This window comes from Pseudomonas sp. F-14 TE3623, from assembly GCF_053629015.1.
In genome coordinates this window covers 522,434-537,103 of record NZ_JBRJHM010000001.1, presented here as the reverse complement: position 1 = coordinate 537,103, position 14,670 = coordinate 522,434, and the positions used below count along the sequence as shown (strand labels likewise).

Here is a 14,670-nt window from a genome sequence, read left to right as displayed (position 1 = left end):
TACAGCGAGCTTGGAAGGGACTCAGGCGGCGGTGGGCCGTGCTGAGCTGGTCAAACTTAAAAGAGAACACAACTATGCTTTCCTCCCGTAAACCTTTTGCTTCGCTTTCCAAGCGTCACTTGCTGCTGATGGCCGTTGGCTTCAGCACCGTACTGACCGGTTGCGCCACGTCGCCGACCTCCAAGGTCGCCTCGAGCACTAAGGTCGAGTACTACCCCAACTGCTACGAGCCGGTGCAGCACTTGCGTGCCACCGAGGGGAACATGACCAAGTCGGTCGTCACCGGCGCGGCCGTCGGCGCTGTCGGCGGTGCACTGCTGGGCGCCCTGACCGACTCCGAAAACCGTGGCCGCAACGCCGCCATCGGTGCAGCGGGCGGTGCCCTGGCGGGCGGCGCGGCCGGTTACTACACCGAGCGCCAGAAGCAGATCGCCGATGACAACCAGCGCATCGCGTCCTACGCCTCCGACGTCAACAAAAGTGCCGCCGACATCGACCGCAGCACCGCGTACGCCAAGACTTCGCAGCAGTGCTACCAGAATGCGTTCACCAAACTGGTTGCCGACCGCAAGGCCAAGACCGTCAACGACACCGAAGGCCGCAAGCGTCTGGCAGAAATCGTCGCGGGCCTCAAAGAGTCCAACGACCTGATCGTCGCGGTTAACGGTAAAGCCAGCGAAGACCTGAACAACTACACCCAGGCCTACGAAAAAGACCTGCAGCAAGTAGGCGTGCAGCGCACCGACGTGGTCACTGTGGCAACCGCCGACACCACGCCGGTCGTGGCACCGACCAAGAGCAAAAAAGCGGTGAAACCGGCGAAAAAACCGGTGCTGCCAACCGTGCCGAAAGAAGCGGTCACCACCGAGAAAACCCTGCAGACCGCACAAGCCAAACAGGCGGAAAGCAAGCAAGTCGCCAGCGCCGGCAACACTCAGGTCAACAGCATGTGCAAGAACCCGGACCTGGGCGACTGGGCACCGGTACCTTGCCCGAATGCTTGATTAAGTTTCTGTAGGTCTTTGATCATTCCCACGCTCTGCGTGGGAGTGATCTGTACTGGCTATGCCTTGGCGCTATGCGCCGCCATCTCCTGCGCTTGCAATGATCCAGCGCTCGCTCCACCAGCAACTGCACGCCATCCGCCATTCTGCTGAGCAAACCCTCCAGGTTCGACATCAGGGTATTCGCTGACTAGTTCAGCCTGGGTTGAATACAAGGTGCTGATGGCTTCGATACCTTCAAAGGCCAGCACTTTAAAAATCGTTGCGAACAAACGGGATCAATAACGTGAAGTGCGCAACATTGGCCGGCGCGAACATACTTTTATCCTCAGCCAAAGGATTCATGTAGGAAGGGGCCTGAAGCAAGGTCCGAAATTTCCGTATTTCAGAATGTGTGCCGTCATTTCAATGGAGATTTTTAATTACTTATTGTCTGTCCGTACTTTGTTCATGGATGACTGTAACTTTCAGAAAACTCCTACATTTTTCATTTTATATTTTTGTCATGCTGGGTTCCGCTTCAGGGTGTGAATGTTCAGTGATCATTGGCGGCGTTGATGAGCCGCTCTGGCTCAATGGTTTTGCGGGTGATACGTCGAAGATAGGGAGGTCAAAACCGGCATCAGGGAATCCCTTGTCCCCTCTAGGGTGATCTCCTACAGCAACAAAAAAGACGCAGTTTTATTGTTTGATCGGGTGCTTGCAAATGGCCATCATTGTGCTTAGGATGCGCGCCTTGAAAGAGCGCGAACTCAATTGGATGAGACTCATCGCAACTTTTTGATACTGTCCGGCGCCATTACAACTCCAATGGCTGCATGACTGTAATTCTAATTAAAGGTCACGGATGTCCTACTCAAGCAAACTTTCCGCTTATTACCTTGAACTCGCAAAAGCCTCTATTTCAATAGAGAATTTCGCGGGCGAGGATGTTCGTTTTTCGAGCGAATATGAAGCGTTGGAAAGCGAGCTGGGCAAAGCCCAATCCATGCACGAAAGCGGTCAGATCGACTGGCTGAAAATCCGCGAAAACAGTGAAAACCTGCTGCGTACCCAATCCAAGGATTTGCGTGTTGGCGCGTGGCTGACCTGGGCGCTGTACCAGCGTGAATCCTTCCAGGGGCTGCTCGCCGGCCTCGGTTTGTTGCACTACCTCTGTGAAAATCACTGGGCCGAAGTCCACCCGAACAAGGCCCGCACTCGCTCCGCTGCCATCAGCTGGTTGGTGCCGCGTCTTGAGCAGGTGTTGAACGAAAACGTCGCGATCAAAGAGCAGCTGCCGCTGTTCCGCCGTCTGGTCGAGCATCTGGAAGGCCTCGATGCCGCGTGCACCGAGCATCTGGGCGATGACGCGCCGTTGCTGCTGCCGATTTCCCGTCGCTTGAAAAACATGGTCCAGCGCGCCGCCGACAATCAGCCGGAACCCGGTGTGGTGGGCGCCGCAGTGGCGCAGGTCAAGCAGGCCGCGACTCAGCTGTTCACCCCCGGCGCACCAATCGACAACGAGAAAGAAGCCCACAAGGCCCTGCGTGCCCAGCAGGAAAATGCCCGTCCGTTGTGTGCCTGGTGGCTCAAGCAGAAAGCTACCGACCTGCGCGCCCTGCGCCTCAATCGCACGCTGTTGTGGTTGCCCATCGACGCGGTGCCTGAGCGCAACGCAGAACAGATCACCGTTCTGCGTGGCTTGCCGGCGGACAAACTCAAGGCCTATCAGGACCGTTACGACCAAGGGAAATACGCAGATCTGCTGGTGGAGCTGGAGGCGAGCCTGGCGAAGGCGCCGTTCTGGTTCGATGGCCAGCGAATGGTCTGGGAATGCCTTCAAGGGCTGAACGCCGAGATGGCGATGCGCGAAGTGGAAATCCACTTCGCGCTTTTGGTTCAGCGCCTGCCCGGCATCATCGAATTGCGTTTCCATGACGGCGCGCCGTTCGCCGATCCGGCCACCCGCGCCTGGATCGGTGCCCACGTCATGCCGCACCTGCAAAGCGCCAGTGCGCCGCGCAAGATCGAAGTCGCCGATACCCAGCCGGCCTGGGAACTGGCTCTGGAAGAAGTCTTGCCGATTCTGCGCAAGGATGGCCTCAAGGCCGCCGTACAGATTCTCAAGCAAGGCCTGCAAAGTGCCCACGGCGGGCGGGTTCGATTCTTCTGGCAGTTCGCCCTCGCGCGGCTGTGTTTCATGGCCAAGAAATACGAGCTGGCCAAGACCCAACTCGAAACCCTCGACCAAACATTACAGGACTCAGGCCTGCACGCCTGGGAGCCCGATCTTGCGCTGGAAGTGCTGCATTTGCTGCATAGCTGCTGCGAGTTATTACCGCAGAACCATGCAGTGCGTGAACGCAAGGAAGAGATTTATCGCAGGCTGTGCCACCTCGATCTCGAAGTGGTACTCGAATAGGCCCCCGGGCCACAACCGCAAGGAGAAAAGCCATGGCCAAAGAAGGCTCGGTAGCCCCCAAGGAACGCATCAACGTCACCTTCAAACCCGCCACCGGCGGTGCTCAGGAAGAGATTGAACTGCCGCTGAAACTACTGGCAATCGGTGACTACACCCACCGCAAGGACGAACGCAAAGTCGAAGATCGCAAGCCGATCAGCATCGACAAAATGACTTTCGACGAAGTGCTGGCCAAGCAAGAGCTGAGCCTGACGCTGAGCGTGCCGAACCGTCTACAGGAAGAAAGCGACACTGAAGAACTGGCCGTGAAACTGCGCGTCAACTCGATGAAGGACTTCAACCCGGCCTCGCTGGTCGAGCAAGTGCCTGAGCTGAAAAAACTGATGGAACTGCGCGACGCGCTGGTGGCCCTCAAAGGCCCGCTGGGTAACGCACCTGCGTTCCGCAAAGCCATCGAAGGCGTGCTCGCCGACGACGAATCCCGCGGTCGCGTACTGGGTGAGCTGGGCCTGAACGCCGCAGCCCAGGACGCCTGAGCCCCTATCAGCCAAGGAAGCCAACACAATGAGCACTAGCGCAGCACAGCAAAAGAGCAACGAGAACAGCGAGTACAGCATTCTCGACAGCATCATCGCCGAAACCCGCCTGACCCCAGATGACGAAGCCTACGACATCGCCAAACGCGGTGTGTCGGCGTTCATCGAAGAGCTGCTCAAGCCGCAGAACAACGGTGAGCCGGTCAAGAAGGCCATGGTCGATCGCATGATCGCCGAGATCGATGCCAAGCTCAGCCGTCAGATGGACGAAATCCTGCACCATCCTGACTTCCAGTCCCTGGAATCGTCGTGGCGTGGCCTGCAGTTGCTGGTCGACCGCACCAACTTCCGCGAAAACATCAAGATCGAAATCCTCAACGTCTCCAAAGAAGACCTGCTGGACGATTTCGAAGATTCGCCGGAAGTGATGCAGGCTGGCCTGTACAAGCACATCTACACCGCTGAATACGGTCAGTTCGGTGGTCAACCGGTTGGCGCGATCATCGCTAACTACTTCATGTCCCCAAGCTCGCCGGACGTGAAACTGATGCAGTACGTGTCCAGCGTTGCCTGCATGTCGCACGCTCCGTTCATCGCGGCTGCCGGTCCGAAATTCTTCGGCCTGGAAAGCTTCACCGGTCTGCCGGACCTGAAAGATCTGAAAGATCACTTCGAAGGCCCGCAATTCGCCAAATGGCAGAGCTTCCGCCAGTCGGAAGACTCCCGTTACGTGGGCCTGACCGTGCCGCGTTTCTTGCTGCGTAACCCGTACGACCCGGAAGAAAACCCGGTCAAATCGTTCGTGTACAAAGAAACCGTCGCCAACAGCCACGAGCACTACCTGTGGGGCAACACCGCCTACGCGTTCGGCACCAAGCTGACCGACAGCTTCGCCAAATTCCGCTGGTGCCCGAACATCATCGGCCCGCAGAGCGGTGGCGCGGTTGAAGACCTGCCGTTGCACCACTTCGAAAGCATGGGCGAAATCGAAACCAAGATTCCTACCGAAGTTTTGGTTTCCGACCGTCGTGAATACGAATTGGCCGAGGAAGGTTTCATCTCCCTGACCATGCGTAAAGGCTCCGACAACGCGGCGTTCTTCTCCGCAAGCTCGGTGCAGAAGCCGAAGTTCTTCGGCATCAGCGCTGAAGGCAAGGCCGCAGAGCTGAACTACAAGCTCGGCACCCAACTGCCGTACATGATGATCGTCAACCGCTTGGCTCACTACTTGAAAGTGCTGCAGCGCGAGCAACTCGGTTCGTGGAAAGAACGTACCGACCTCGAGCTGGAACTCAACAAGTGGATCCGCCAGTACGTGGCCGACCAGGAAAACCCGAGCGCCGAAGTGCGTGGCCGTCGTCCCCTGCGCGCTGCCCAGGTCATCGTCAGCGATGTTGAAGGCGAGCCTGGCTGGTACCGCGTCAGCCTGAACGTGCGCCCGCACTTCAAGTACATGGGGGCCGATTTCACCCTGTCGCTGGTTGGTAAGCTGGACAAAGAGTAAGCGGAGCCTGACTCATGACTGGATACGGCAGCCTTTTCGAACGCCTGGGTGGCGACGCGGACAAACGCGTCGGCTGGAGCCGCGAGGTTTCCGCCATGGCGTCCGTGGCTGCCCATTTGGCCAAGATGCTCAGCACCCGTGCGGGCAGCGTGCAAACGCTGTCCGATTACGGGCTACCCGATCTCAATGACATGCGCCTGAGCCTGCACGACTCCCTGAGTCAGGCCCGCCTGGCCATCGAAAGTTTCATCGAAGCCTACGAACCGCGCCTGAGCAACGTGCGTGTCATCTCCCTGCCGCGTAACAACGATCAGCTTCGCCTGTCCTTCAGCATCGAAGGCCTGCTGGAAGTTGATGGTTTCAAGCGCCAGGTCAGTTTCGCCGCGCTCCTGGATGGCAGCGGTCAAGTAAAGGTCAATTAAGGAGATTCGTATGTCCGGCAAACCAGCAGCACGCGTATCCGACCCCACCGCTTGCCCGCTCCCCGGCCACGGCACCAACCCGATCGCCGCCGGTTCCGGCGACGTGTTCTTCGACGGCCTCGCGGCCGCCCGCCAAGGCGATGCCTCGGCGTGTGGTGGTGCGATGGTTGGCGATCTTGCGACCACCGTTTTGATCAACGGTAAACCGGCGGCCACCGTGGGCTCAGCCGGTACTCATGGCAACAAGGTTACGGCCGGGTCCGGGACGGTGATTATCGGGAATTCGCATTCGCCGGCGCCGTTTATTCCACCGGTTCCATTGATGCTGTTTTCCCATTGTCAGCATGTTGTGATGGAAGATCAGGATGGAAATCCACTTCAGGATATTCCTTATCAAATCACCACTGCCAAAGGCGAAGTTATCTCTGGGCAAAGTGATGCAATGGGTAGAACTCAGTTGGTAGGAGGAAAAGAAGGTGTAACTTTTGACTTCCACGCCGCGATGGATGGAGCGATGGTATGAGTGCAGAAATTCTATCTACGCTAATGGCGCGCTCAATCGCATTAACTCCAAAGGCAGACAAGGCGCCAAAAAAAGTTATCTATAAGGTTTTTTGGAAAACAACAGCTTTCTGGACCGAGGCGGATATTGCTGATTATCACAGAGAAGCACCGGAAATTTCTGAGCGACTTATCGTGGAGAAGTACTGGAATAAAGACGGTGCGATAAGCGGCAATAAGTTTACATGCGAGGATTTTGCGTTGCGCTTGCTTTGTGAGTTTGCCTCAAAGCGCGGTCTACCTGTAAAGCTGACAACAGGTGTAAGAACATACAAAAATATGGAGAACTATTCCGCCACGGCGCACGATCGCTATTCTTCGCATATGTACGGTTTCTGCGAGATGGTTATGCTGACCTATGGGGCTCCAGATATGCAGCGTGTTGGAGTGAATACGCTTGCTGTAGAAACGGTGGAAGCCTTGCTGCCTGGGGACATTCTTGCGCAGGCGCTGGACCGCGGTATCGCTCACCATATTCAAATAGCCGTGAATATCACCGCATCGAAGTTAGAGATAAGGCAAGGTAATACTGGAGGGATCAGTGTCCGACCCGTTACGACAGTAAAAAAATGGTTAGGCGCAAATATGGCCGACCCGCAAAACTCCGGGTATGCGGGTATGCCTATAGAAAGTGGCTATTACACAAAGGACGCGGTTGGTTGGACCTACAGGAATGAAACTACGGGTTCGGTTACTGCAGATCTTCTGAAGATATTTTTGTTTTACCGTTGGAATTTCATGGAGTTCAATAAGTGACTGTAGAAGGTTATTTTGCAAATGTGGCAGACAGCGATTTTTTTGGCACATTGGCGATTATTTGCGTCTTAGTTGCTGTGTGTGGGATTTTTCCCAGTATCAGGGCTCGCCGAATCCATAAGGTAATGATGTACTTGTGTGTGTTGCTGATCCCTCTAATACATGCAATAGGAACTTATTTTTTAAACCTGTTGCCAGCTTAAGTTGGTGGGATTTGACTCCGCTCTATCGCAGGTGCGTTTGGCACTAATAAAAGCAGTTGGCTCCCTCGAATTTTCAAGCAGGCAGGTAACCCGTGTCCTTTAACCACTACTACCAAAGCGAACTCACCGCACTTCGCCAGTTAGGTCGTCGATTCGCCGAGCGTAGCCCGGCGTTGGCGCCTTTCCTGGGACAGGCCGGGCGGGATCCGGACGTGGAGCGGTTGCTCGAGGGCTTTGCCTTTCTGACCGGGCGCCTGCGCCAGAAGCTCGACGACGAGTTGCCGGAACTCAGCCACTCGCTGATGCAGCTGCTGTGGCCGAACTACATGCGGCCGCTGCCGGCGTTCAGCATTTTGCAGTTCGACCCGTTGAAGCGTTCCGGGCCTGCCTTGAGGGTCGAGCGTGATACGCCGGTCGAGAGTGTGCCGGTCGATGATGTGCGCTGCCGTTTTCGCACGTGCTATCCGACCGAGGTATTGCCGCTGGATCTGGCCGCGCTGACTTACTCGGTGAAGGGCGACGGTTCGCTGTTGAGCTTGCGTCTGGAGATGAGCGCTGACGGTCACCTCGGCGAGCTGGCGCTGAGTCGTCTGCGCCTGCACTTTGCCGGTGAGCGCTACATCAGTCAGATGCTTTACCTGAGCCTGTTGCGCAACCTCGAAGGCATCGAACTGATCCCGCTGGACGACGCCGGCAAGGCCATCAACGGGGTGAACGGCCTGCCGATGGCGTTCAAGATGCCCGGCGACCGCGTGCAGCCGGTGGGCTTTGCCGAAGAAGAGGCGTTGATCCCGTATCCGCTGAACACCTTTCGCGGCTACCGCTACCTGCAGGAATATTTCGCCTTCCAGGACAAATTCCTCTTCGTCGACATCAACGGTCTCGACCTGCTCAAGGCGTTGCCGGAAGACACCCTCAAGCAGATGCGTGGCCTGGAATTGCGCTTCGATATTCGCAAGAGCGGCATCATGCGTATGCGTCCGACCCTGGACAACGTGAAGCTCTACTGCACCCCGATCGTTAACCTGTTCGAGCACGATGCTTTGCCGATTCGCCTCGATGGCAAACAGGACGAATACCTGCTGTTGCCGGCCGAATTCGACCTGGAAAACTGCGGCGTGTTCTCGGTGGAAACCGTCACCGGCTGGAAGCCCGGCGGCCTCGGTTATCAGGAGTACGTGCCGTTCGAATCCTTCGAGCACGACCCGAGTTTCGACGTGCCGACAAGCCGTCCGCATTACAGCATCCGCCAGCGTTCGTCCTTGCTGCACGACGGCCTCGACACTTATCTGAGCTTCGGCATCCGCCACACCGAAGCCCACGAAACCCTGTCGATCGAGCTGATGTGCACCAACCAGAACCTGCCGCGCAAGCTCAAGCTCGGCGACATCTGCATGGCCTGCGAAGAGACCCCGGAGTTCCTCAGCTTTCGCAACATCACCCCGGCCACGTCGAGTTTTGCGCCGCCGCTGAACCGCGACTTCCTCTGGAAGCTGATCAGCAACATGTCGCTTAACTACCTGTCGCTGGCCGACGTCAATGCGTTGAAGGTGATTCTCGAAACCTACGACCTGCCGCGCTACTACGACCAACACGCGGAAAAAGTCAGCAAGCGCCTGCTGGGCGGGCTCAAGTCGATCAAGCACCAACACGTCGACAGATTGCACCGAGGGTTGCCGGTTCGTGGGTTGCGCACCGAGCTGACCATCGACCCGGAAGGGTATATCGGCGAGGGCGACCTGTTTGTGTTCGCTTCGGTTCTTAACGAGTTTTTCGCGCTTTACGCCAGTCTCAATTCGTTCCACGAGCTGCGGGTAAAAAGCACACAGGGAGAGGTGTACCAATGGACACCACGTATGGGCCTGCAGCCCCTGCTTTAAGCGGGCTGACCCGGGTAATACGCGAGTACTCGCTGTTTCAGGCCGTGCTGCTGGTCATTGACCGGCTGCGTGAGGCACACCCGCACCTGAGCGAAGACGACCTGTACGACCAGCTGGAATTCCAGGCCAATCCGAGCCTGGGTTTCCCTGGCAGCGACGTCGATCGCGTGGAGTTTTTCAAAGAGCACGGGCAGATGCGTGCGCGTCTGCGTTTCAACCTGATTGGCCTGGTCGGTTCCGGTTCTCCGCTGCCGGCGTTCTATGGCGAACAGGCTCTGGGTGACAGTGAAGACGGCAATCCGACCCGCAACTTCCTCGACCTGTTCCACCATCGCCTGCAACGGCTGATGCTGCCGATCTGGCGCAAATATCGCTACCGCGCAAGCTTCCAGAGCGGCGCCCTCGATCCGTTTTCCTCGCAGTTGTTTGCGTTGATCGGCCTCGGTGGCGAAGAGATCCGCAGGGCCCAGGAACTGAACTGGAAACGCCTGCTGCCGTACCTTGGCCTGCTCAGCTTGCGGGCGCACTCGGCGGCGCTGATCGAAGCGGTGCTGCGTTACTACTTCAAGCATGCCGAACTGACCATCGAGCAGTGCATCGAGCGCCGCGTCGAAATCCTCGACGAGCAGCGCAATCGCCTGGGTCGCGCCAACAGCATGCTCGGCGAAGACCTGGTGCTGGGCGAACACGTGCGTGATCGCAGCGGCAAATTCCGCATTCACATCCGCGAACTCGACTGGCAACGCTTTCACGAATTCCTGCCGATCGGTTTCGGCTACCAGCCGCTGTGCGCGCTGGTGCGGTTCACCCTGCGTGACCCGCTCGATTACGACATTCGCCTGGTGTTGCGCCAGGAAGAAATCCGCGAACTGCGCATCGGTGAACAGAACGCCTGTCGCCTGGGATGGACCAGTTGGCTGGGCCGCGAAAAAGCGGACGGCGTGGTGACCTTGGGCAGCAAAATTCATTAAGGACAGATGACACATGATCAACGTAGACCTGCAACAACTTATCCAGGCGCTGGACGCCGAAACCCGTCGTGATCTGGAAAGTTCTGCGGAGCGCTGCGTCGCCCGTGGCGGCAGCAAGATTCTCGTCGAAGACCTGCTGCTGGGCCTGCTGGAGCGCCCGCAAGGCCTGCTCGCCCGCGCGCTGCAAGATGCCGAAGTCGATGCCGGTGAACTGAGCGCCGCGCTGCAATCGCGGGTCGAGCACAGCGCCTCGCGCAACCCGGTGTTCGCCCCGGAACTGGTGCAATGGCTGCAAGACGCCTTGCTGGTGGCCAACCTCGAACTGGGCCAGAGCCAGGTCGAGCAAGCCGCGTTGATCCTCGCACTGCTGTGCAACCCGATGCGTTATGCCGGAAGTCGTTATCAGTCGTTGCTGGCCAAGCTGAACATCGAGCGTCTGAAAGAATTCGCCCTGTCGCAGAAAGAACAACCGGCCACCGGCAAACCCGCTGTGCCCGGCGAATCGCTGCTGCAGCGCTTCACTCACAACCTGACCCAACAAGCCCGCGACGGCAAACTCGACCCTGTACTGTGCCGCGATGGCGCGATCCGGCAGATGGTCGACATCCTCGCCCGTCGCCGCAAGAACAACCCGATTGTGGTCGGTGAAGCCGGCGTCGGTAAAACCGCGATTGTCGAAGGCCTGGCTTCGCGCATCGCGGCCGGTGAAGTGCCGCAAGTCTTGAAAGGTGTCGAGTTGCTGTCGCTGGACATGGGCCTGTTGCAGGCCGGCGCCAGCGTCAAAGGTGAATTCGAACGTCGCCTTAAAGGCGTGATCGACGAAGTCAAAGCCTCGCCAAAACCGATCATTCTGTTTATCGACGAAGCTCACACTTTGATCGGTGCGGGCGGCAATGCCGGTGGTTCCGACGCGGCCAACTTGCTCAAGCCAGCCTTGGCCCGTGGCGAATTGCGCACCATCGCCGCTACCACTTGGGCGGAGTACAAAAAATACTTCGAGAAAGATCCGGCCCTGGCCCGTCGTTTCCAGCCGGTGCAACTGCACGAACCGACCGTCAGCGAAGCGGTGACCATCCTGCGTGGTTTGGCTCAGGTCTATGAGAAGAGCCACGGCATCTACCTGCGTGATGACGCAGTGGTTGCCGCGGCCGAGTTGTCTGCCCGTTACCTGGCGGGTCGTCAGCTGCCGGACAAAGCCGTCGACGTACTCGACACCGCGTGCGCTCGAGTGCGCATCAGCCTCGCCGCCGCCCCGGAAAGTCTGGAACGCCTGCGTGGCGAGCTGGCCGAAGGTGGCCGTCAACGTCAGGCCCTGCGTCGTGACGCCGAGGCGGGTCTGCTGATCGATCATGAAGCATTGGATGCTCTGGAAGATCGCTTGGCCGATGCTGAAGACGAAATGGTCGCTCTGGAAACCCTCTGGACCGAACAAAAAGCACTGGCCGAGCGTCTGCTGGACCTGCGTCAGCAATTGGCCAAGGCCCGTGAAGCCGCTGCCGTCGAACCGACCATCACGGTTGAAGAAGACGCTGAAGGCACCGTGATTGAAACCCTGCCAGTAGACGAAGCACAAAGCGTCGCGTCCCTGGAAACTGCACTCAACGAAACCCACCGTGCCCTGACCGAGGCCCAGGTCAAGGAACGTCTGGTCAGCTTCGAAGTCTGCCCGCGTCTGGTGGCCGAAGTGATCAGCGCCTGGACCGGCGTGCCATTGGCGCAACTGGCTCGGGAACACAATGCCAAGGTCGCGAGCTTCGCCACCGACCTGCGCACGCGCATTCGTGGTCAGGAACAAGCGGTTCATGCACTGGACCGTTCGATGCGCGCCACCGCCGCAGGCCTCAACAAGCCTGATGCACCGGTCGGCGTGTTCCTGCTGGTTGGTCCAAGCGGTGTCGGCAAGACCGAAACCGCCCTGGCCCTGGCCGATTTGCTCTACGGCGGTGATCGTTTCATCACCACCATCAACATGTCCGAGTTCCAGGAGAAGCACACCGTCTCCCGTCTGATCGGTGCGCCGCCGGGCTACGTCGGTTACGGCGAGGGCGGCATGCTCACCGAAGCCGTGCGCCAGAAACCGTACTCGGTGGTGTTGCTCGATGAAGTCGAGAAAGCCGACCCGGACGTACTGAACCTGTTCTACCAAATCTTCGACAAAGGTGTGGCCAACGACGGGGAAGGGCGCGAGATCGACTTCCGCAATACGCTCATTCTGATGACCTCGAACCTTGGCAGCGACCGCATCAGCGAACTCTGCGAAAACGGCGCGCGGCCGACTGCAGAAGTGCTCTTAGAAACCATTCGCCCGGTGCTCAGCAAGCACTTCAAACCGGCGCTGCTGGCGCGGATGCGTGTGGTGCCTTACTACCCGGTCGGTGGCCCGGTGCTGCGCGAGCTGATCGAAATCAAACTCGGTCGTTTGGGCGAGCACCTGAACCGTCGCCAGCTTGATTTCACTTACTCCCAGGACCTCGTCGATCACCTGGCCGAACGCTGCACCCAAAGCGACAGCGGCGCGCGCCTGATCGACCACTTGCTCGACCTGCACGTGCTGCCGTTGGTGGCTGACCGTTTGCTCGATGCAATGGCCACCGGCGAAAGCCTCAAGCGTGTGCATGCGACGCTCGACGGCAACGCCAGCGTGATGTGCGAGTTCGCCTGAGGTGGGTGTGATGTTCACTCAAGTGCCGCAACCGCTGGTCTATGCCGAAGCCTTGCTGGCGCAGTTCGCCAGCCTGTCGCGCGCGGCGGACGGTGCTGCGCTGCTGGGTGACTTCGTGCGCGGGTTGGCCGAGCTCAGCGGTTGCGAGCTGACGCAGCTGTACCTGCTGGACGCGACCCACACCTGCCTGGGGATGAACGCCGAGTGCCTGAACGGCATTCTGCAACCCCGGGAAGGGGCGAGCCTGCCGGCGGATTACAACGGTGAACAACTGCTGCAATTCGCCCTGTGCCAGAACCGCGTGGTATGCCTCAGCGAGCTGAGCGGCAGCCTGCACGAAACCAGTTTCCTGCCACTGCAGGCAACGCCTTGGCAGTCGCTGTTGTGCGTGCCGTTGGTTAATCAGCAAAAGGCTGTCGAAGGTTTGCTGCTGTGCGCCAGTCGCCGGCATATCGACCTGCAAGGCTTTGCCGATTCCCTCGGTCAACTGGGCTCGTTCGTGCTCGGCCAATTGCACTTGCTGCAGCGTTTGCGTCAGCCGACCGGCAATACACGGCTGACTCCGGTCAACGTCCCGAGCGCCAGCGGTTATGGCCTGATCGGCAAGAGTTCGGCGATGCGCCAGACCTATTCGCTGATCAGTAAAGTTTTGCACAGCCCTTACACCGTGCTGCTGCGCGGCGAGACCGGCACTGGCAAGGAAGTGGTCGCGCGGGCGATTCACGATTGCGGCCCGCGCCGTTCCCAGGCGTTCATAGTGCAGAACTGCGCGGCGTTCCCCGAGAACCTGCTGGAAAGTGAGCTGTTCGGCTACCGCAAAGGTGCTTTCACCGGCGCCGACCGCGACCGTGCCGGGCTGTTTGACGCGGCCAATGGCGGCACCTTGTTGCTCGATGAAATCGGCGACATGCCGTTGTCCCTGCAAGCCAAGTTGTTGCGCGTGTTGCAGGAAGGCGAGATCCGCCCGTTGGGTTCCAACGACACCCACAAGATCGACGTGCGCATCATCGCCGCGACGCACCGGGATTTATCGGTACTGGTCAGTGAAGGCAAATTCCGCGAGGACTTGTACTACCGCCTCGCGCAATTCCCGATCGAGCTGCCGGCCCTGCGCCAGCGCGAAGGCGACATCCTCGACCTGGCCCGGCACTTCGCCGACAAGGCGTGCGCGTTTCTGCAACGGGATGCGGTGCGCTGGTCCGACGCGGCGCTGGATCACCTGTCCGGTTACGCCTTCCCCGGCAACGTGCGTGAACTCAAAGGTTTGGTCGAACGCGCGGTATTGCTGTGCGAAGGCGGCGAGTTGCTGGCCGAGCATTTCTCCCTGCGCATGGAAACCATGCCGGAAGACAGCAGCCTGAACCTGCGCGAACGCCTGGAGCAGGTTGAGCGCAGTTTGCTGCTCGACTGCCTGCGCAAAAACGACGGCAACCAGACCCTCGCCGCCCGCGAACTCGGGTTGCCGCGCCGCACGCTGCTGTACCGCCTCGGGCGCCTGAATATCAATTTGGGTGACTTCGATGGGTAGGCAAAAGACCGTCGATTTCACCTCATTCGCTTCTAACAGCGCCACCCAAACGGGTCGGCGCTTTGCGCTTTGTCTACTCCTGGAGACCCTCTGATGTCTGTTCGTCACTGGCAAGCCGTCCTGCTGACCCTCGTCGTTCTATGCGGCCTCGGCGGCTGTAGCGGCAATTACAAATACAACGACAACACCTATCGCCCATTGGGTGATCCGCAGGCGGTCAATCGCGGCAAGTGACCGCA

At 58.8% G+C, this 14,670-nt stretch carries 13 protein-coding genes; 12 read left to right on the top strand and 1 reads right to left on the bottom strand.

The features are described from left to right. Positions 1–74: 74 nt before the first annotated feature. Entirely contained in the window at positions 75–1,004 is a 930-nt protein-coding gene (gene tagQ, locus AB7M29_RS02500) for a type VI secretion system-associated lipoprotein TagQ (RefSeq protein ID WP_217856900.1), read from the top strand. A 59-nt stretch (positions 1,005–1,063) separates the two neighbouring features. Here tagQ and AB7M29_RS02495 read toward each other — a convergent pair whose 3' ends face one another. Next, complete coding sequence (locus AB7M29_RS02495; RefSeq protein ID WP_454246258.1) at positions 1,064–1,276, bottom strand: hypothetical protein; 213 nt, start codon at positions 1,274–1,276, stop codon at positions 1,064–1,066. A gap of 575 nt (positions 1,277–1,851) precedes the next feature. On the opposite strand from AB7M29_RS02495, the gene tssA reads away from it, so the two are divergent. The 11 genes from tssA (at position 1,852) to AB7M29_RS02440 (ending at position 14,665) form a co-directional block, all read left to right on the top strand. After that, complete coding sequence (gene tssA, locus AB7M29_RS02490; protein WP_217856895.1) at positions 1,852–3,408, top strand: type VI secretion system protein TssA; 1,557 nt, start codon at positions 1,852–1,854, stop codon at positions 3,406–3,408. 32 nt (positions 3,409–3,440) lie between these two features. Beyond that, a complete protein-coding gene (gene tssB, locus AB7M29_RS02485) occupies positions 3,441–3,944 on the top strand; it encodes a type VI secretion system contractile sheath small subunit (RefSeq protein WP_027926311.1) in 504 nt (167 codons plus the stop codon). 28 nt (positions 3,945–3,972) lie between these two features. Then, the gene (tssC, locus tag AB7M29_RS02480) at positions 3,973–5,448 is read left to right on the top strand and encodes a type VI secretion system contractile sheath large subunit (RefSeq protein ID WP_217856894.1); all 1,476 of its coding nucleotides are present in this window, start codon (positions 3,973–3,975) and stop codon (positions 5,446–5,448) included. A 14-nt stretch (positions 5,449–5,462) separates the two neighbouring features. Beyond that, positions 5,463–5,870, top strand: coding sequence for a type VI secretion system baseplate subunit TssE (tssE, locus tag AB7M29_RS02475; RefSeq protein ID WP_217856893.1), 408 nt, complete (start codon positions 5,463–5,465; stop codon positions 5,868–5,870). Positions 5,871–5,880: 10 nt separating this feature from the next. Further along, positions 5,881–6,393, top strand: a complete 513-nt coding sequence (locus AB7M29_RS02470) for a PAAR domain-containing protein (RefSeq protein ID WP_454246257.1) — start codon at positions 5,881–5,883, stop codon at positions 6,391–6,393. Further along, positions 6,390–7,187 carry a hypothetical protein gene (locus tag AB7M29_RS02465; RefSeq protein ID WP_217856891.1) on the top strand — a complete coding sequence of 266 codons (798 nt, stop codon included), beginning with the start codon at positions 6,390–6,392 and terminating at the stop codon, positions 7,185–7,187. Before AB7M29_RS02470 ends, AB7M29_RS02465 begins: the two co-directional genes overlap by 4 nt. A 295-nt stretch (positions 7,188–7,482) precedes the next feature. Next, on the top strand, positions 7,483–9,270 hold the full coding sequence (gene tssF / locus AB7M29_RS02460; protein ID WP_454246256.1) for a type VI secretion system baseplate subunit TssF: 1,788 nt from the start codon (positions 7,483–7,485) through the stop codon (positions 9,268–9,270). Beyond that, complete coding sequence (gene tssG, locus AB7M29_RS02455; RefSeq protein ID WP_217856889.1) at positions 9,234–10,241, top strand: type VI secretion system baseplate subunit TssG; 1,008 nt, start codon at positions 9,234–9,236, stop codon at positions 10,239–10,241. Before tssF ends, tssG begins: the two co-directional genes overlap by 37 nt. A 13-nt stretch (positions 10,242–10,254) precedes the next feature. Continuing rightward, a complete protein-coding gene (gene tssH / locus AB7M29_RS02450; protein ID WP_454246255.1) occupies positions 10,255–12,903 on the top strand; it encodes a type VI secretion system ATPase TssH in 2,649 nt (882 codons plus the stop codon). A gap of 10 nt (positions 12,904–12,913) precedes the next feature. Continuing rightward, entirely contained in the window at positions 12,914–14,431 is a 1,518-nt protein-coding gene (locus AB7M29_RS02445; RefSeq protein WP_454246254.1) for a sigma-54 interaction domain-containing protein, read from the top strand. Positions 14,432–14,524: 93 nt separating this feature from the next. Then, positions 14,525–14,665 (top strand): hypothetical protein, encoded by a 141-nt coding sequence (locus AB7M29_RS02440; RefSeq protein WP_008150087.1) that lies wholly within the window; start codon positions 14,525–14,527, stop codon positions 14,663–14,665. The last annotated feature ends 5 nt before the right edge of the window (positions 14,666–14,670 follow it).